The sequence below is a fragment of the Rhodococcus sp. IEGM 1305 genome (genome assembly GCF_030058635.1).
GTDB lineage: Bacteria > Actinomycetota > Actinomycetes > Mycobacteriales > Mycobacteriaceae > Rhodococcus_F > Rhodococcus_F opacus_D.
The window spans coordinates 52,883-70,180 of record NZ_JASHKX010000033.1; the positions used below are offsets into that span (position 1 = coordinate 52,883).

The following is a 17,298-nucleotide window of genomic DNA, read 5'->3' on the forward strand; positions in this document are numbered from 1 at the left end:
GCCGGGTGCGGGTCTATGCACGGACAGCCACTGTGAGCTCTATCTCCACGGGTGCGCCGGACGGCAGGGCGTACACGCCGATCGCGCTGCGCACCGGCAGAGCGTCGGCCCCCAGGCATTCGACCAGCACGTCCGACGCGCCGTCGGCCACCGCGGACAGCTCACGGAAGTCCGGGGTACAGGCGACGAAGACGCTCATGCGCAGGCACCGGGAGATCGCCGCCGTGCCGCCGACGGCCGCGGCTATCGCGGTGATCGCGTTCCTCGCCGCCAACCCGGCCGCCTCCCGGGCCCGCGGGATGTCCAGGTCCCGTCCGACGACGCCGGTAACCGTGAGCACACCGTCGCGGCGTGGCGTCATCCCGGCGCTGTACGCGATCCCGTCGTGCACGACCGCGGGAATGTAGCGGCCCTGGGGCCGTGGGGCGGCGGCGACGGATTCCTGCTCAGACACCGAGTGCTATTCCTTCCTGGCGGGGGTCGGCGGCGCCGGACAGCAGGCCGCGCGCCGCGTCGAGGGAGATGATCTGCGCGCTCCCACCGGCGGCCCACGGACCCTGCAGTGCGACGTCGTGACCCAGGCTCTCCAACTCGGTGCGCACCTCCTCCGGAATGCGGGACTCGCAGCGCAGTTCCGCCGGGCGGCCGACCACATCGGCGTCACTGCCGGGGAAGACCGTGAAGCGGGGTGCCGCGACTGCCTCCGCCGGGTCGAGTCCGTGGTCGAGCAGGTGCGAGATCAGTTGCATGTTCCATTGCACCTGCCCGTCCCCGCCCGGGGTGTTCCCGACGTGCAGGAGATTCCCGGACGTATCGGTGATCACCCACGCGTTGAGGGTGTGCAGCGGTTTACGCCGCGGCGCCGCGGCGTTGGGATGCCCCGGGATCAGATAGGCCCCGCGGCCGAATCGGTTGTTCAGCACCACTCCGGTGCCGGGGACGGTCATCTTGGCGCCGAACGTGAAGGCGAGCGAGTGGATGAAACTGACCGCGCGGCCGTCGGAGTCCACCGCGACGGTCGAGGTGGTGTCACCGGCGCTCACGCTGAAGGCGCCCGACGACGCCCGGCGGCCGTCCAGCCTGTCTCTCGCCGCCCCGATCGCGGTCGGCTCGAGCACGGCCCGCCACCCGTCGTTGCCGGCGCCGCAGGTCGCGAACCGATCCTCGAAGGCCAGACGGGCCGCTCGCGCCATGCGATCGACGGCCGGAGCGGTGAGCCACGGCGAGAAGCCGACGACGCCGTCGTTCAGCGCCGCCTGCTGCAGCACCATCCATCCGGGGGTGGGCAGGGGCGTCTGGTGAACGACCGCGCCGGCGTAGTGCCCGCTGATCGCGGACTCCCGTCGCACGTCGGCGCCTGCCGCCCACTCGTCCCCGCCGAACGGCGCCCCACCGGCGCGGAGCGCCTCAACCGCCTGCTGAGCGAACGGGCCGGTGTAGAAACCGTGCACGTCGCGCGCCAGTGCCTCGATGGTCCGGGCCAGGTCGCGCTGCGGCAGCCGCTCCCCGACCTGCGGCAACCGGCCGTCCGGGAGGTACACCGCACGCAGTCCGGGGTCGGCGGCGATCGCGGTCTGCGCCTCTCGCACGTCGTCGCGGGTCTTGGCCGAGCAGGGAAGCCCCTTCTCCGCCGCGCACACCGCCGGTGCCCAGAGGTCCATCAGCGAGCGGGTGGCGCCACCCGCGTGCAACGCGCCGAGGGCGGCCGGCGCCCCGGGAACCGCCACCGCCAGCGCCCCGTCGAGGGGAATCGACCGCAGCCCACGTTCGGTGTAGAAGTCCACGTCACCGCCGTCGGGCCCGAAGCCGCTGCCCCCGACCGTCCACACCGATCCGTCCGGTTCGCGGACGACGGCGAACGCGTCACCGCCGATTCCGCATTGCCCCGGCAACGTCAGCCAGGTCATCGCGGCCATGGCCAGCGTCGCGTCGATGGCGTTGCCTCCGTCGGCCAGAACGCGGGCACCTACCGTGCTCGCCGCGGGATGACTGGACGAGACCATGCCGTCGGCGGAGAGAGTGGACGGTCGGGGGTTCACTTCATGCACCCCCGCGCGGCCCGCCGGCGCGGGATGGAACTGGTGTCGTCGGGGTCGACGCCGACGAAGATCTCGCCGTCACGTTCCTCGACCGGGTAGGTCTTGATGGCCACCGTCGCCGGTGGGCACACGGGTTCCCCGGTCTCCAGATCGAACACGCTTCCGTGGCAGGAGCATCCGATACCGTCGTCGACGAGTTTCCCGGACGAGAGCAGGCAGTCCAGGTGTGTGCAGTAGTTGGACGTGGCGTAGGCCTTCCCGTTCAGGCGGGCCACGGCGAACTCGTGTTCACCGGCGAAGAAGCGGCGCACGATGCCTTCGGAAACCTGTCCGGAGCGCGCAACGCGAGTGAATTCCATGGTCTTCTCCCTCTGTCGACAGGTAGGTCTCAGGCCGAAGGGCTGAGGTAGACGGTCTTTTCGGCTTGGTAGAACTGCATCATCGAGTCACCCGCCTGCTCCTTGTGGGTCTGCGTGCTCGAGGCCTTGTATCCGCCGAACGGAGCGTTCATGCTCATGCCGGTGGTGGGCTGGTTGATCTTCACCAGGCCCGATTCGGAACGGCCCGCGAACGCAAGCGCCTTCGTTACGTCGTTGGTGACGATTCCCGCGCTGAGCCCGAATTCGGTGTCGTTCGCGAGCGCGACGGCATCGTCGAAGCCGGACGCCCGCAGGAAGACCAGCAGTGGTCCGAACACTTCGTCCGTGACCACCCGCATGTCAGGGCTGCCACCGGCGAACACGGTCGGAGCAGCGAAATAGCCGTTCCCCCTGTCGAGACTTGCTCCGCCGCAAACCAGTTCGGCTCCTTCGTCGCGGCCGATCTGCACGTACTCGAGGAACTTGGCGAGCTGCGCCTTGCTCGCGAGAGCTCCCATGCCCACACCCGGTTCGGCGCCCGGGCCGACGGTGATCCCTTCGGCGAGTTCCACCACGCGGTCCAGCAACCGGTCGTGGATCTCGTCCACCGCGATCACCCGGCTGGTGCCCGTGCACGCCTGCCCGGACAATCCGAAGGCGCCCTTGACGATCAGTGCGGCCGCCTTGTCCACGTCGGCGTCGCCGAGGACCACGACGGGGTTCTTGCCGCCCATCTCGAGCTGGCTGCGGCGAGACGGACCCACCGCCGCGTGGATCGCACGGCCCACGTGGGTGGAGCCGGTGAACGTCACGGCATCGACGCGCTCGTCCGCCGCGACCGCGCCGCCGGCGCGACCGGAACCCTGGACCAGGGCGAGGGCACCGGCCGGAAGCCCCCCGGCCAGCAGCGCCTCGACCAGCCGCTGTCCCATCAGCGGGGTGAGTTCGGATGGTTTGAACACCACGACGTTTCCGGCGGCCAGCGCCGGTCCGAGTTTGCGCGACGGAATGTTGAGCGGGAAATTCCAGGGGGTGATCGCCCCGACGATTCCGACAGGTTCGCGCAGGGTGATGACGAGTCCCTCCCCCGGGGTGGGGTACGTGCTGCCGGTGGTGCGGAGCGCCTCGCCCGCGTAAAAGCGCAGGTTCATCGGTGTGCGACCGACTTCCATGGTCGCCTCCGTCCGGGTCTTGCCCTCCTCGCGGACGAGTTCGTCGACGAGGTCGCCTGCCCGCGCCTCGAGGTGCGCGGCCGCCGCTTCCAGGATTGCCGCGCGGCGTTCCGGGGGCGTCGCGGCCCACTGCGGCGCCGCCTTGGCCACCGCGCTGACGGCGGCATCCACGTCGGCCTCCGTGGAATCCGGGAACACGCCGATCACGTCGTCGTGATCCGCGGGATTGCGCCGCTCGAACGTCGCGCCGGAAGACGACGGGACCCACTGCCCGTCAATGAGATTGAGTCCCTCGATCATGACACCGTCACCAATTCCTCGTCATCGTCCATCAGGTCGAACAGGTCGACGTCCTCGTCCGCCAACCGGGCAGGCGCGATCGACCGGCCGATCAGTTCTCGGGCCGCGCTGATCTCGTCGCCGCGGTCGAGCGTGAAGGCGCCGCGCAGAACACCGCTGTCCAGATAGAAGGCGGTGAACTCGCCGTCGTCGGCGCTGCCGCGAAATACCAGGTCGGTGTAGCGGGCCGCGCCGGTGAACTGGATGTTCTTGCCGAACTGATCGGACCAGAACCAGTGCGCGGGGTCCACCACCCCGACGCGTCCGAGCATGAGGTTCGCGGTCGCCGCCCCCTGCTTGCTCGCGTTGTCGAAGTGTTCGACGCGAACGTGCCTGCCTGCCGCGTCGGAGAATCGCGCTGCCACGTCGCCGGCGGCGTAGACGTGTGGAGTCGAGGTCCGCCCCTGCGCGTCCACGAGGATTCCGCCGTCGACGGCAAGTCCGGAGGCCCGCGCGACCTCGACGTTGGGGACGATCCCGATGCCCACCACCACGACGTCGGCCGAAATCACCTCTCCGCCCTCGAGCGCGATGAGCACGCCGTCCGGCTGGGTCGTCACGGTGTCGACCCGGACGCCGCCGCGGACGGTGACTCCGTTCTCCCGTTGCAATCGAGTGCAGACGTCGCCCATCTCGGGTCCGAGGATTCGAGCGAGTGGCACCTGGTCCGCTTCGAGGACGGTCACCTCGGCGCCCAGGGCTGTCGCAGTGGCGGCAATTTCGAGTCCGACGAAGCCTCCGCCGATCAGCACCAGACCGACGCCGGGACGAAGGTGGGCGGCGAGCCGTTCGGCGTCGTCGATCGTCCTCAGGTAGTGCACCCGTTCGGGCGCAGGCCCGTTCACCGGCATCGTGCGCGGTCTGCCGCCGGTCGCGATCAGTACCGCGTCGGCCGCGATGCTTCGCCCGTCGGACAGTTCGACCGAACCACCGCTCGCGTCGATCCGGGTCACCGTCGTGCCGGTGAGGAGTTCGACGTTCTGTTTGTCTCGCCACGCGTCGGGAAGCAGCATCAACGATTCGCGATCCTCTTGCCCGGCAAGGAATTCCTTGGACAGCGGTGGCCGCTGATACGGCGCGTGCGACTCGTCGCCGACGAGGAGGATCCTGCCGTCGAATCCTCGGCGTCGCAGGGTGCGCGCCGCGACGGCAGCGGTCTGGCCGGCGCCGATGGTGACGATGGTGTTCAACGTCATGGGGTCACTCGCTCTCTCAGTCGACTTCGGCCGGCGAAGTCGCGGTCTCGGCGTAATCGGGGCTGCGGGTGAGATCCACGTAGACGACGTCGTCCTCGACCTTCACCGCGTAGGTCGGCTGGCACAGGTCCTGGTCTTCCTCGTAGCCGGTGTCGAGGTCGAACGCCCACTGGTGGCCTGGGCAGATGACCCGCCCGTGCAGCAGGGTGCCTTTCGCCAGTGACCGATCCTGATGGATGCACAGATCACGAAAGGCGTAGATCCGGTCGTCGGCCTGGAACAGGGCGACCGCGGTGTCGCCGACCTCGACGCGAAGCTTCCGGCGGCGGCCGAGCTCACGGACGGTGACCAGCCGGGTCCAGTTCGTCTCCATCGTTCTCTCCTGTCGGGCGAGATGCCTGCGTCGGGAGGGGCCCGATGCGGGCCCCTCCCTGCGCACGGTCAGGCGGTCGCGAGCTCGAGGTCGGTTGCCACGTACGTGTCGTAGAGCCCCTTCGTGTACGAGAAGCGCATCTCGGCTCCCCACTGCACGAGTTGCAGGCAACGCTGCTGCAGCTGCGGGGTATCTGCGTGGTCGAGCACGATCTGGTATCCACGCTCACCGTGCACGACGTCCGACGTGATGTGCAGGTCGAAGAATTCGATCTCGTCCTCGGTGAACCCGTACACCTCACGCAGAGGAACGATCTGCTTCTTGTAGATGCTCGGTACCTGCGACTCGAGTCCGACGACGAGTGCGGCGGTGGCCACGACGAAGTGCTCACGCTGCGACACCGCGTAGCACCAGGACTGCAGACCGCGGGTGATCGCGTTCATGTTCGACGGGTCCTCGACGCGTTCCTTCGTGGTGCCGCACGCCTCGGCGAACTTGATGAGGAGGTCGGTGTGCCGGATGTCGGCCAGTTCCTCCTCGTACATGTTCTGGAGGGTGAAATCCTTTGCATTGGTGAAGGTGTCGGGGGTGTTCGAGTAGATGTTCGCGAGGTAGTCGGCGAAGGGTCCGACGTAGTGGTAGTGGTTCTCCGCCCACCGCGCGAAATGGTGCTTCTCGAGCTTGCCCTCGGCCCACGCCTTGCTGAACGACGCGTTCTTCGCCTCGCGGCCCTTGATCGCGTTCTCCAGAGCTGCGCGGAAATCGTCCCTGCCTAGAAGTTCGGTCATGATGTGCCTCGTCTTCCTCGAGTATGAGATTGGTTGGGGATGCTCCGACTGGAGTGAACTCGACGTTATCGACTCCCGGTCTGCCCGACCACGGTCGAAGTGACTGCGTTGGAAGGGTTTCGATGTGCACGTTGTCGGCACATCGTGGACGTTCAGCTGGGTACTGCGGCGAGGGCTTCGAACTCGGCCAGCATCGCCGCACCGACCGCCTTGTCCTGCTTGCCGTTTCCGCCGCTGATGCCGATGCCGCCGACGATCTGGCCGTCGAAGACGAGGGGAAATCCGCCGACGAACACCGCGAACTTGCCCGGCAGCATCTGGCTGATGCCGAATGCCTCGTTCCCGGGCAACGCGGGACCGTCGGGAGCCTCGTTGAACAGGTGCGTTGCCCGCTCGTGGCCGGCGGCGGTGAACGCTTTGGCGATCGCGATGTCGACGCCGGTGAGGCGCGCTCCCGGCAGTCGGTGCAGAGCCAGCACGTTGCCGCCGTCGTCGCAGACGCACAGGGTCTGCTTGACGCCGATTTCCTCGGCCTTCGCGCGTCCCGCGGCGAGCAGTGGGAGTGCGTCGTCGAGGGTGATTCGGTGAACCTGATGCATTGTCTTCTCCGTTGCGTATTCGGGAGGAAGTGATGCACCGATTTCTATCACCGGCATCGCCGGAGGAACCATGGTCAAACTATCCGGCACTCTCGGCGAAATCAGGGCATAGTGCATAGGCAGTGCAGGCGTGCGCTCCGCCATACTGCACTTCTCGACCACCCGAGGAGGGTCCGCAGTGGACGACACCACGACACCGGCCGCAGAGGACGAGCGACTGTCGTTACGCGGCCTGCTGGAAGAGCCCCTGCTCGCGTCGGCCCGGCTGCTGTCCGGCACGGACGCCCTGAGCGGTCCGGTGACGTGGTGCCTGCCGTGGGGTGAGGTGCTGAGCAGGCCCGATTCCCTCGCCGAGGTCGCTGTGTACACCCGGCCCGAGACGCTGTCCGCGCACGGACGTGAACTCGAGTCGCTGGTGGCGCGGGGCGCCGGGGTCCTTCTCGTCGACGGGTCGGCGCCCGTGGGCACGGTCTGGCCGACCGGACTCACGGTCGTGGAGCTGGGTTTTCCCGTCGGGTTCACCGCACTCAACCGGCTCCTCGCCGAGCGCGCACTCACCCAGGAAGCGCACGTGATGCGCTACGCCCTCACCGTGCACCAGTCGCTTGCGGGGTTGCTGCACCGCGGCGCGGGCCTGCCGATGCTGATCCGTGAGGTCGCGACGCTGACCTCGGACGTCGCCGTCGCCCTGGACGTCCGCGGACGCCTCCTCGCGCACGCCGGCCTCCCGGACGTCGAGGACGCGGGCACCGTCGCCCTGCTGGAGGCTCTCGCGGACGCCCTGCCGCGCCTCGAGGAATCACCACCGGCACGGATGCACAACGTTCACGTGTTCCGCCTGGAGCATCCGGAGGGACTGTTCGCGCCCACGACGGCAGTCGCCGGGGCCATGCAACTCGCCGGCCGCTACGAGGGCTGGATCGTGGTCGTCGTCCCCGGGGCGAACCCCCGCAGACACGACATCGCACAGCACCGGGTGGTCGTCGAACAGGCCGGAACGATCATCGGCACCGAGATGCTCCGGCAGCGGAGCGTGGACGAGGCCGAGGAGCGGGCGCGCGGAGACTTCGTCCAGGCCCTCGTGCACGGAAACTTCGCCAACGACCACGACCTGCGCACCCGGGCCGCGCTGCACGAGATCGATCTGGACCTGCACTACATCGTGTTCGTCGCCCCCGGTCTCGTCGACCGGGCGTCGGGACGACCCGGCGCGAGCATGGTCCGGCTGGCACGGTACGCCGCCGGCGTCCTGCCGCGTCCGGGCGTACGTTCGCACGTCACCGTCATCGGCGACGTGCTCGTGGTGATCCGATCGTTGAGCTCCGTCGACACGCCGGGTGTCGAATCCGAGATCAGCGAGTACGCCCACGCCATGTCGCTCGATCTCGAAACCCGTTTGGGTCAGCGGATTCCGGTGGCCCACGGACGTCCCGCGGCGGGTGCCCGCGATGTCGGGGAAAGCTACCGCGAGGCCCGCATCACCCTGGGCATCGCCCAGCGGCTCGGACTGTCCGGTTCGGTGGCCTACAACGACCTTCGCGGGTTCAGTGTGCTCGCCCGCGCCACCGACACCGACGAGAGCCGACGGCTCATCCGTGACGTTCTCGGTCCCCTTCGGGCGTCGAGTTCGCATGCCGACACCGAGGAGTTGCTGTTCGCCTACCTCGAGGAGGGCGGCAACATCAACGCCGCCGCACGGCGCCTCCGGATCCACCGGAACACGATGATCGCCAAGCTCGATCGCACGTCTCGGCTCATCGGCATGGATATCCGGGAACCCGAGAACCAGTTCACGCTGTGGCTGGCTCTCCGTCTCGATCTGCTCTCCCAGGTGCAGGACACCGTCAACCACGAGATCGTGACCCGCTAGCCCTCAGCCGGCCACCGGGTTCTCGCCGGCGAACGTCCCGGCCAGTCCGGCGAGCACAACGACGGCCGCCACGGCGAACAGCAGTCCGTACGGATCGGCCGACAGGTGCGCGGCCACGCCCACCCAGGCGGCGCCCACGGCCGAGCCACCGAAGCGGATGAGGTTGAACAGTCCCAGGCCGGTTCCGACGGCCCCGGCGGGCGATCGGGTCGAACCGGCCGCGGCGGGTGTCTGGACCATGCCGATCCCCACTCCGGCGACGAGGAGCACGGCGCCGACGGCGACCGGGTTCCGGACGTCCGCGGACAACGTGATCGCCAGGGCCACTTGACTACTGACCAACACCGCCAGACCGGTTCGCATCACCACCCGGGCCCCGATCCTGTCGACGAGACGCCCGACGACGGGCGCCACGCACGTCATGACGACCGGTAGCACGAAGAGCATCAGCCCCGCCTGCGTGGTCGAACTGCCCGTGCCCGTCAGGTAGAGCGGAAGCGCGAGCAGCAGGGCTCCCAGCGCGAACATCTGGGTGAAGGCAGCGAGCGCACTACGCAGGAACCGCGATTCGATCACCAGGTCGATGGGCACGAACGGGTTCGCCGCCCGCCGGCAGTGGAGCACGAACCCGGCCGTGACGACGACTCCGGCGCCGATGGTCGTGATGCTGACCCAGGCGGGTACCTGCTCCATCGAGACGGTCGTGAGGCCGAGGATCAGCAGGACCGCGCCGAGTGTGACGGTGGACGCTCCGATCACGTCGAGCCGCATCTTCTTGCCGGGGTAGCGCGGGATGTAGCGGAGGGTCGCGGCGTACCCGATCAGGGCGACCGGCACCAGTGGCACGAACGCCCACCGCCAGCCGCACCAGTCGCTGACGATTCCACCCATGGACGGGCCTACGGCCTGCCCGATCCCGTTCACCGCAGCCCAGGCGCCGACGGCGCGCGCTCGCCGTGCGGGCCCGAACAACCACGCGATCAGGCCCATGACCGCGGGCGCGAACGCGGCCGCGGCGATCCCGCCGAGCGACCGCCACAGCACGAGCACGGGCAGGGACGGTGCGAGCGCCGCACCGAGCGAACAGGCCGCAGTTCCCAGTAGGGCGGCGCAGTACACGCGCCTGCGCCCGAACCGGTCTCCGATCCACCCGGCCAGCGGCATCGTCGCAGCGAAGGTGAGGAGGAATCCGACGACGACGAAGATGCCGCTGCCGAGACCGGCGTCGAAGTCGGTGAGGATCGCGTTCAACGGGACGTTGACGATGTTGTTGCTGACCGTGCCGACGAACGTTCCGGCGAGCAGCGCCGCCAGCGCGGGCGACGTGCCGGGTCCGCATTCGTCACCCGCGGTTGCACTCTGAGCCTGACCGACCGCCGTGTTCATAGAGTCCACTTTCATCCGAGAATTCGCGTTCCGGCGATGCCAGTTCTCGCCGGAATCCCTTACCGCGGCCCGCTCGCCAAGTTTGGTTAGGCAAGCCTAATTATGAACACAGGATTCCGTGAAACGGCTTCTGCCGAGCATTCCTTTACTTGCGCGTGACAACAAGCAATCCCGGCGAAAAATGCCGGGCACAATGCACAAATACGCTGGTTATCGATGTGCACTCTGGACGTTGACCCTGGAAAACGCCCCGCGCAGTATCACTGCACTGTGACTAGTGCCACTAGTCTGTACCTATTTCGAAGGGGCGCACCGTGGATGTAAGTCTCACCGCCGCACATTGGGTGTATCTCGGAGGAATCATCGTCATCCTCGGGACGATGCTCATGCGGAAGAACATCGTCGTCCCCGCCGTCATCGGCACGTTCCTGACCGCCTTCGTGTTCTCCGACAGCCTCGTCACCGGTCTCGCGTCGATTTTCAACGCGAGCCTCGTGGCCGCCCGCGAGCTGTTCAACATCTTCCTCATCATCTCGCTGGTGACGGCGATGCTCGGCGCCCTCCGGCAGATGGGAGCCGACCGGTTGATGGTCGCCCCGTTCCGGCGCGTCATGCGCGGCGGCACCAGCAGCTTCATCGTCCTGGCCATCGTCACCTACACGATCTCGCTGTTCTTCTGGCCAACCCCCGCGGTTCCGTTGATCGGAGCCGTCCTCATCCCCGTCGCCATCCGCGCCGGCCTTCCCCCGATGGCGGTCGGCATGGCGATCGCGATCTGCGGGCAGGGCATGGCGCTGTCGTCCGACTACATCATCAAGGTGGCGCCGGGCCTGTCGGCAAAGTCGGCAGGAGTCGATCCGGACGTCGTCGCGGACCGCGCCCTGGTGATGTCCCTGATAGTCGGTCTCACCGCACTCCTCATCGCCTACTTCACGCAGCGCAGGCACATGCGCCGCCCCGCACCGGAACTGCTCACCGACTGGGAGGCACGCGCGGAGAGCGACTTCGGCAAGCCCGGCGGCGACGCCCCCGAGGCCGGTGCTACCCCCACCGGCGGCGGCGCGATCGATCGTGCACCGGCCGAAGCGGCGACGAGTGCCGCTCCCCCGACGTCGACGGCGGTCCTCGCCGAACCCGTCACGGCCTCCGCCCGGCAGGTCATCGACGACACGTTCAAGAGCATCCGCGCCGCAAAGACTTTCGCAGTACTGGTGCCCACCGCGTATCTGGCGTTCATCGTCTACCTCATGGTCGGCAAGTTCACCGATCTGGTGCCCGACCTCAAGGGCGGCGACGCGGCGGCGATGGTCGGCGGCATCGCCGCGCTCATCCTCTTCGCCGCGGCCGCGACCAACGACAAGAAGGGTTTCCTCGAGACGACGTCCGAGCACCTGATCGACGGTCTGGTCTTCGCATTCAAGGCCATGGGCATCGTGATCCCGATCGCCGGATTCTTCTTCATCGGCAACGGTGACTTCTCCGCCGCCATTCTCGGGCTTCCTGCGGATGCGACCGGCCCGACGCTGCTCTTCGACCTGGTGAACGCCGCGCAGTCCCACCTGCCGCAGAACGCGTTCGTCACGTCGTTCGGCATCCTCGCCATCGGCATGATCGCGGGCCTCGAGGGCTCCGGATTCACCGGGCTGCCGCTCACCGGTTCACTCGCGGGCGCGCTCGGGCCTGCCGTCGGGATGGACCCCGCAACTCTGGCCGCGATCGGTCAGATGGGGAACATCTGGTCCGGCGGTGGAACGCTCGTCGCCTGGTCGTCGTTGATCGCGGTGGCCGGCTTCGCCCGTGTGCCCGTCCTCGAACTCGCCAGGAAGTGTTTCGTGCCCGTGGTGTCCGGCCTGGTGCTGTCCACCGCGCTGTCCGTGCTCATCTTCTGACAGTTCGACGGCCTCGGTGGGGGCGATTTTCCCGCCGAGGTCACGCGCGCAGTCGATCCGCATTCTCGAGGATGGCGGCGCGCAGCGCCTGCTCCGGTTCGCTGAGAACACTCCGGCGGGCCTCCAGCACGAATTCGACGTCGACGGCGGGTCCCCACTCGTCGCGCGAACGCATCCGCACCGGCGCCAGTCCTGCGGGCGGCAGGGTCTCCGCGTGAAACACGACGCCGAGACCCGCAAGACACGCGGCCCGCAACCCGTTCAAACTGTCCGTCACGCAGGCCACCCGCGCACCGCGCCCGGACTTCTCCAGGACGTCGAGCGCCGCTTCCCTCGTGATCGACGGCGGCGGATACGTCACCAGCGGCACCGGCCCCTCTGCATCCGGAACGAAGTCGGGGGCCGCGAAGAACGCCAACCGGTCGGTCCACACCAGTTCGCCGTGCCGGTCTCCTCTGCGCCGCTTCCCGAACACCAGGTCCAGCCGGCCTTCGTGCAGTTGCCGGAACAACACTTCACTCAACGCCACTGTGAGTTCGAGATCGACGAGCGGATGGCTGCGGCGGAACTCGCCCAGAATATGAGGTAGCTCGTGCAGAACCAGATCTTCGGACGCCCCGAACCGGACGCGTCCCCGCACACCGGACTGGGTGAAGTAGCGCTCGGCGTCCGAGTGCCGCTCGAGTATCGACGTCGCGAAACCGACCATCACCGAGCCGTCCGCGGTCAGTTCGACCGAATGCGTGTCCCGCAGAAACAGGCGGCGCCCGGCGGCCAGTTCCAGCTTTCCCACGTGCTGGCTGACCGTCGACTGCCGCAGGTTCAGGCGCCGGGCCGCGGCCGTGAAACTGCGGGTGCGCGCGACCGCGAGAAAGCTCCGCAGATGAACGGGATCGAACATCACCCATTGTTATCACAGTTCGGCATTACAGTAAACGCGACTATCGTCTTTCGAAATATCCGCGCGTTGCTTACGGTCGAACCATGCTGACGAAGATCCCGCTGCTCAGAAGACTCGATCCGTTCATTCTCGGCATCCTGATCACCGTCGGGATCGCCAGCCTGATCCCCGCGGACGGCACGGCCCTGACCGCGTTCACGTGGGCCACGAAGGTTGCCGTCGGAATTCTGTTCTTCCTCTACGGCGCCCGACTGTCCACGCAGGAGGCGCTGCACGGCCTGCGTCACTGGCGTCTCCACGTCACCATCCTCGCCGCGACGTTCGTGATCTTCCCGCTACTCGGAATCGCTGCGCGCGTGCTGGTCCCGACTATCCTGACCCAACCGCTGTACCTGGGCCTCCTCTACGTCTGCCTGCTGCCGTCGACCGTCCAGTCGTCGATCGCCTTCGTGTCGATCGCCCGGGGCAACGTGCCCGGCGCCATCGTCAGCGCCTCGTTCTCCAACATCCTCGGCATCTTCGTGACACCGCTCCTCGTGGCATTGCTGATGACGAGCGAGGGGGCAGGCTTCGACGCGTCCTCCGCGATCGGCATTCTCGTCATGCTCCTGCTGCCGTTCATCGCCGGCCAGGCGGTGCGGCGGTGGATCGGTCCCTGGGTGAAGAAGCACGGCGCACCGCTCAAGCTCGTCGACCGGGGATCGATCCTGCTGGTCGTCTACGTCGCATTCAGTGAGGGAATGAACGAGGGCATCTGGGGCACACTGTCCGTCGGCCGGCTCCTCGCTCTGCTCGCGGTGTGCGCGGTGCTGCTCGCCGTGGTCCTGTCCGTCACGTGGTTCGGGTCGAAGCGACTCGGCTTCGACCGCGCCGACCAGATCACGATCACGTTCTGCGGGTCGAAGAAGAGCCTCGCCACCGGACTTCCGATGGCCACCGTCCTGTTCGCGAGCCAGCCGATCGGCCTGATCGTGCTGCCGCTCATGCTGTTCCACCAACTGCAGTTGCTGGTGTGCGCGTGGATGGCGGGCCGGCTGGCCCGACGCGCCGCCACCGAGGAGACAGAACTCGCGACCAGTTCGAGCTAGCCGGGAATCATTCGGCCAGTACGGCCTTCAGGAAGGTTTTGGTGCGCTCGTTCTTCGGCGCGGTGAAGATCGTCGCCGGGTCGCCTTCTTCCACGACCCGCCCGGCGTCGAACATCATCACCCGGTTCGACACGTCCCGCGCGAACTGCATCTCGTGCGTGACGATCAGCATCGTGATGTCGGTGGTGCGCGCGACGTTCCTCAGCACGTCGAGGACGTCCGCCACCAACTCGGGATCCAGCGCCGACGTGACCTCGTCGAGCAGCAGAATGTCGGGGTCCATGGCGAGCGCTCTCGCGATCGCGACTCGCTGCTGCTGGCCACCGGACAGTTGCGTCGGGTGCGCGGTTTCCTTGTCCGACAGACCGACCGTCTCGAGCAACTCGCGTGCCCTCGTCACGGCCGCGGCCTTGTCCAGCCCGAGCACGTGGATCGGCGCTTCGGTGATGTTCTCGATCACGTTCATGTTGGGGAACAGGTTGAACTGCTGGAAGACCATGCCGATCCGGCGTCGTATCCGGCGCACGTACTTCTCCGACGCCGGCACGAGTTTGCTTCCCTTCTCCTCGTGCGTCAGAGGTACCCCGTCCACCCAGATGACGCCTTCGTTCACCTTCTCGAGGGTCATGAGTAGTCGCAGGATGGTCGTCTTCCCCGATCCGCTCGGACCGATCAGGGTCACCCGGTCACCGCGCGCGACCTGGAAGTCCAGGTGGTCGAGCACGACGTGGTCGCCGAACTGCTTCACTACGTCGTCGAATCGGATCATCGGGGTTGCTGTGCTCGCGTCATCGGGCAAGACGTCTCTCCAATCGCCGTATGAGCAGGGACGTCGGGTAGCTGGCGACCAGGAAGATCACACCCGCCAGCGTCAACGGTTCGAGGTACTGGAAATGTCGGGCGCCGAACTGCTGCGCGGCCGTCACCATCTCCACCACCGTGATGGCGAACAGGAACGGGGTGTCCTTGAACATCGACACCGCGTAGTTGCCCAGCGCCGGGACGACGCGACGGATGGCCTGCGGCAGGATGATCGCACGCCACGTCCGGGTGGGCGCGATGGACAACGCCCGCGCCGCCTCCCACTGGCCGACGGGCACCGCTTCAATTCCCGCCCGGTACACCTCGGCCATGTACGTCGAATAGTGGATTCCGAGTACGACGACACCGATCTGCAGCGGCGACAGTCCCGTGAACGTGTAGTACACGAACAGCAGTTGCACGACGAGCGGGGTCAGCCGGATGAATTCACTGATCGCGCGGACCGGGACACTCACCCATCGCGGCGCGGCCTGCCGGATCAAGGCGATGACGAGGCCGAGAACGACGGAGATCAGGAACCCGAGAACGGTGGCGATGACGGTGATCTTGAAACCCTCGAGCAGCACGGGCAGTGCCTCGAACGCTCGGTCCCAACTCCACTGGACGCTCATTGCTTCGCGGCCTCCAGTCCCCGTGGGTCGGTGGGTGCGAGGCTGAAGATCTCACGCAGCGACGGTCCCGTGCCGAGGCGATTCTTCGCCCGCACCTCCAGCGCGTTCATCACCAGTGTCAGTACGTAGCCGATGACGAAGTAGATGACGAGCCCGACGCCGAACGCGAAGAGCGTGTTTCCGGTCGTCTGCCGGAGTTGGTCGATCTCGAAGGTCAAGTCCTGCAGAAGGATATAGCTCGCGAGCGCTGTGCCCTTGAGGAGCTGGATCAGGAGGTTGGTCAATGGAGGAATCATCTCGGCCCAGGCCTGCGGGAAGACCACCCGGCGCAACCGCTGCCAGTGACTGAAGTCCAGCGCTGTCGCCGCCTCCCATTGCGATTGCGGCACCGAGTTGATCGCGCCCCGAACCACCTCGGCTCCGTAGGCGCCGTAGTTCAGCCCGAGCGCGAGGATCCCGCAGAGCACCGGGTCGATGAGGTAGCCGAACAGCGGAACCACGTAGAACAACCAGAACAGCTGCACCAACAGCGAAGTGCCCCGGAAGAATTCGATGAACGCGCGCGCCGATCCCCTGATCACGATGTTGTGCGCACGGGCGGCCAGCCCGAGCGCGAGCGCGAGGACGAACGCGAGGAGGGCACCGCCCGCCGTCAGTTGGAGCGTGACAACGATCCCTTCCTGGATGCTCGGCCACGCGTCCAGAAAGGCGTCGATGTTCTCCTTCACAGGCAGCAGACCTCTCCGACGATCAGCCGGCCCCGCCGCAGAGTTTGGCGGTGGTCAGGTTCGGATCGGGCAGTTCCTCCGCGGTGAATCCGAACGGTCCGACGATGGACAGGTACTTGTCCTTGTCGGAGGTGATCTTGGCCAGCTCGGCGTTGTACGCGTCGCGCAACTCGGTGTCTTCCTTGCGGAAGACCGTGCCGCCGGCACCGACCTGAGGTACCCCGTCGATCTCGGCGACGAACGAGCTGGTCACTTCCACCGGGGCCTGCGGGTTGTTCTGCGCCAGCCAGTTCAGTGAGATTCCGGTGAGCGCAAAGACATCGGCTCGCCCGTTGGCGACGGCGTCCATTCCGTCCTGCGGCGACGCCACCTGCATCGCATCGATCCCGAGTTGCTGCGCGTAGTCCGATTCGATCGCCCCGGTCATCGCGGCCATCCGCACCCCGCTCTGCTGCACCGACTGCATGTCGGTGAGCTTCGCGGGATTCCCCTTGGGCACCATCAGCGCGGTCGTGTAGTTGAATTCCGGCTCGCTGAACGCTGCCTGCTCGCACCGCTGCGGCAGGATCGACATTCCGGCGCTGACGACGTCGAAGCGGCGGGCCTGCAGCCCGGGAATGAGTGCCCCGAAGTCGGTACTCACGCCCTCGACGTTGTCGATGCCCAGGTTCTTGAAGATCTCGCGGTGCAGAGCCACGGTGGCGCCGGTCAGCTGGCCGTCCTGCTCGAAGCTGTACGGGGCCTCGCCGGCGAAGCCGACGGTCACCGTTCCGCTGTCCTGCAGCTGCTGGAGGAGTGATCCGCCGCTGGTCGTGTCGGTCTTCGTGCACCCCGCCAGGGAGCCGGCGGCCACCATCATGCCCGCGAAGGCGACAGCCGCCCTGACTACCGGACGTTGTTTCGACATCGTGCTCGTCACCACAGATTCCCTTCGTCACCTCGGGTGATCCGGGAGGACGCGCACCGCACGGCACGATCCCAACGGATCTGCCCGGGCCACGTTACGCAGGCGAAGGACCTGCCATAGGGGAACCGGGGGGACGTTACCGCAGCGTTATCAAATGCGGTCGGCGAATGTCCCCAGGAATGCCGAAAGCCCCCCAACAAGGTTGGGGGGCTTTCGGTAACGGATGTTCGG

General features: G+C 67.3%; 17 protein-coding genes. 3 read left to right on the forward strand and 14 right to left on the reverse strand.

Going from position 1 to position 17,298, the window contains the following annotated elements; all coding sequences use genetic code 11:
- Window positions 1–13 precede the first annotated feature (13 nt).
- From QM693_RS29915 to QM693_RS29950, 8 genes are all read right to left on the reverse strand, one after another.
- The gene (locus QM693_RS29915; RefSeq protein ID WP_283354151.1) at window positions 14–454 is read right to left on the reverse strand and encodes a RidA family protein; all 441 of its coding nucleotides are present in this window, start codon (window positions 452–454) and stop codon (window positions 14–16) included.
- Window positions 447–2,039: a gamma-glutamyltransferase family protein gene (locus tag QM693_RS29920; protein WP_283354152.1), complete on the reverse strand. Its 1,593-nt coding sequence runs from the start codon at window positions 2,037–2,039 to the stop codon at window positions 447–449. The genes QM693_RS29915 and QM693_RS29920 overlap by 8 nt, the downstream gene beginning before the upstream one ends.
- A complete protein-coding gene (locus QM693_RS29925) occupies window positions 2,036–2,398 on the reverse strand; it encodes a Rieske (2Fe-2S) protein (RefSeq protein ID WP_283336384.1) in 363 nt (120 codons plus the stop codon). The genes QM693_RS29920 and QM693_RS29925 overlap by 4 nt, the downstream gene beginning before the upstream one ends.
- Window positions 2,399–2,427: 29 nt before the next feature.
- Complete coding sequence (locus QM693_RS29930; protein ID WP_283354153.1) at window positions 2,428–3,870, reverse strand: aldehyde dehydrogenase family protein; 1,443 nt, start codon at window positions 3,868–3,870, stop codon at window positions 2,428–2,430.
- Complete coding sequence (locus tag QM693_RS29935; protein WP_283354154.1) at window positions 3,867–5,105, reverse strand: NAD(P)/FAD-dependent oxidoreductase; 1,239 nt, start codon at window positions 5,103–5,105, stop codon at window positions 3,867–3,869. Before QM693_RS29935 ends, QM693_RS29930 begins: the two co-directional genes overlap by 4 nt.
- A 16-nt stretch (window positions 5,106–5,121) precedes the next feature.
- Window positions 5,122–5,478: a Rieske (2Fe-2S) protein gene (locus QM693_RS29940; protein ID WP_005245022.1), complete on the reverse strand. Its 357-nt coding sequence runs from the start codon at window positions 5,476–5,478 to the stop codon at window positions 5,122–5,124.
- Window positions 5,479–5,546: 68 nt separating this feature from the next.
- A complete protein-coding gene (locus tag QM693_RS29945) occupies window positions 5,547–6,266 on the reverse strand; it encodes an iron-containing redox enzyme family protein (RefSeq protein ID WP_009477440.1) in 720 nt (239 codons plus the stop codon).
- Window positions 6,267–6,418: 152 nt separating this feature from the next.
- Window positions 6,419–6,865 (reverse strand): GlcG/HbpS family heme-binding protein, encoded by a 447-nt coding sequence (locus QM693_RS29950; RefSeq protein WP_005262083.1) that lies wholly within the window; start codon window positions 6,863–6,865, stop codon window positions 6,419–6,421.
- A gap of 178 nt (window positions 6,866–7,043) precedes the next feature.
- Between QM693_RS29950 and QM693_RS29955 the strand changes: the two genes are divergently transcribed.
- The gene (locus tag QM693_RS29955) at window positions 7,044–8,735 is read left to right on the forward strand and encodes a PucR family transcriptional regulator (protein WP_283354155.1); all 1,692 of its coding nucleotides are present in this window, start codon (window positions 7,044–7,046) and stop codon (window positions 8,733–8,735) included.
- A 3-nt stretch (window positions 8,736–8,738) separates the two neighbouring features.
- Here QM693_RS29955 and QM693_RS29960 read toward each other — a convergent pair whose 3' ends face one another.
- Window positions 8,739–10,121 carry an MFS transporter gene (locus QM693_RS29960; protein WP_283354156.1) on the reverse strand — a complete coding sequence of 461 codons (1,383 nt, stop codon included), beginning with the start codon at window positions 10,119–10,121 and terminating at the stop codon, window positions 8,739–8,741.
- A gap of 314 nt (window positions 10,122–10,435) precedes the next feature.
- Here QM693_RS29960 and QM693_RS29965 point away from each other — a divergent pair, with 314 nt between their 5' ends.
- Window positions 10,436–12,010, forward strand: coding sequence for a hypothetical protein (locus QM693_RS29965; protein ID WP_283354157.1), 1,575 nt, complete (start codon window positions 10,436–10,438; stop codon window positions 12,008–12,010).
- 40 nt (window positions 12,011–12,050) lie between these two features.
- Here QM693_RS29965 and QM693_RS29970 read toward each other — a convergent pair whose 3' ends face one another.
- Complete coding sequence (locus QM693_RS29970; RefSeq protein WP_280779157.1) at window positions 12,051–12,911, reverse strand: LysR family transcriptional regulator; 861 nt, start codon at window positions 12,909–12,911, stop codon at window positions 12,051–12,053.
- 83 nt (window positions 12,912–12,994) lie between these two features.
- Between QM693_RS29970 and QM693_RS29975 the strand changes: the two genes are divergently transcribed.
- On the forward strand, window positions 12,995–13,999 hold the full coding sequence (locus QM693_RS29975; RefSeq protein WP_283336391.1) for a bile acid:sodium symporter family protein: 1,005 nt from the start codon (window positions 12,995–12,997) through the stop codon (window positions 13,997–13,999).
- Window positions 14,000–14,006: 7 nt separating this feature from the next.
- Here the strand turns inward: QM693_RS29975 and ehuA are convergent, their stop codons facing one another.
- The 4 genes from ehuA to ehuB are packed head-to-tail and all read right to left on the reverse strand — an operon-like array spanning window position 14,007 to window position 17,067.
- The gene (gene ehuA / locus QM693_RS29980; RefSeq protein ID WP_011596790.1) at window positions 14,007–14,768 is read right to left on the reverse strand and encodes an ectoine/hydroxyectoine ABC transporter ATP-binding protein EhuA; all 762 of its coding nucleotides are present in this window, start codon (window positions 14,766–14,768) and stop codon (window positions 14,007–14,009) included.
- Window positions 14,769–14,787: 19 nt separating this feature from the next.
- The gene (gene ehuD / locus QM693_RS29985; protein ID WP_283354158.1) at window positions 14,788–15,432 is read right to left on the reverse strand and encodes an ectoine/hydroxyectoine ABC transporter permease subunit EhuD; all 645 of its coding nucleotides are present in this window, start codon (window positions 15,430–15,432) and stop codon (window positions 14,788–14,790) included.
- Window positions 15,429–16,160 (reverse strand): ectoine/hydroxyectoine ABC transporter permease subunit EhuC, encoded by a 732-nt coding sequence (ehuC, locus tag QM693_RS29990; protein WP_005262075.1) that lies wholly within the window; start codon window positions 16,158–16,160, stop codon window positions 15,429–15,431. Before ehuC ends, ehuD begins: the two co-directional genes overlap by 4 nt.
- A gap of 22 nt (window positions 16,161–16,182) precedes the next feature.
- Entirely contained in the window at window positions 16,183–17,067 is an 885-nt protein-coding gene (gene ehuB / locus QM693_RS29995; protein ID WP_280779159.1) for an ectoine/hydroxyectoine ABC transporter substrate-binding protein EhuB, read from the reverse strand.
- Window positions 17,068–17,298: the final 231 nt, after the last annotated feature.

What these genes read in the sequence shown, in the direction of transcription:
- QM693_RS29925 (WP_283336384.1), bottom strand. Translation starts at nt 2,398, where the DNA reads ATGGAATTCACTCGCGTTGCGCGCTCCGGACAGGTTTCCGAAGGCATC.
- QM693_RS29930 (WP_283354153.1), bottom strand. Translation starts at nt 3,870, where the DNA reads ATGATCGAGGGACTCAATCTCATTGACGGGCAGTGGGTCCCGTCGTCT.
- QM693_RS29935 (WP_283354154.1), bottom strand. Translation starts at nt 5,105, where the DNA reads ATGACGTTGAACACCATCGTCACCATCGGCGCCGGCCAGACCGCTGCC.
- QM693_RS29940 (WP_005245022.1), bottom strand. Translation starts at nt 5,478, where the DNA reads ATGGAGACGAACTGGACCCGGCTGGTCACCGTCCGTGAGCTCGGCCGC.
- QM693_RS29945 (WP_009477440.1), bottom strand. Translation starts at nt 6,266, where the DNA reads ATGACCGAACTTCTAGGCAGGGACGATTTCCGCGCAGCTCTGGAGAAC.
- QM693_RS29950 (WP_005262083.1), bottom strand. Translation starts at nt 6,865, where the DNA reads ATGCATCAGGTTCACCGAATCACCCTCGACGACGCACTCCCACTGCTC.
- QM693_RS29960 (WP_283354156.1), bottom strand. Translation starts at nt 10,121, where the DNA reads ATGAACACGGCGGTCGGTCAGGCTCAGAGTGCAACCGCGGGTGACGAA.
- QM693_RS29970 (WP_280779157.1), bottom strand. Translation starts at nt 12,911, where the DNA reads ATGTTCGATCCCGTTCATCTGCGGAGCTTTCTCGCGGTCGCGCGCACC.
- QM693_RS29975 (WP_283336391.1), top strand. Translation starts at nt 12,995, where the DNA reads ATGCTGACGAAGATCCCGCTGCTCAGAAGACTCGATCCGTTCATTCTC.
- ehuA (WP_011596790.1), bottom strand. Translation starts at nt 14,768, where the DNA reads ATGATCCGATTCGACGACGTAGTGAAGCAGTTCGGCGACCACGTCGTG.
- ehuD (WP_283354158.1), bottom strand. Translation starts at nt 15,432, where the DNA reads ATGAGCGTCCAGTGGAGTTGGGACCGAGCGTTCGAGGCACTGCCCGTG.
- ehuB (WP_280779159.1), bottom strand. Translation starts at nt 17,067, where the DNA reads ATGTCGAAACAACGTCCGGTAGTCAGGGCGGCTGTCGCCTTCGCGGGC.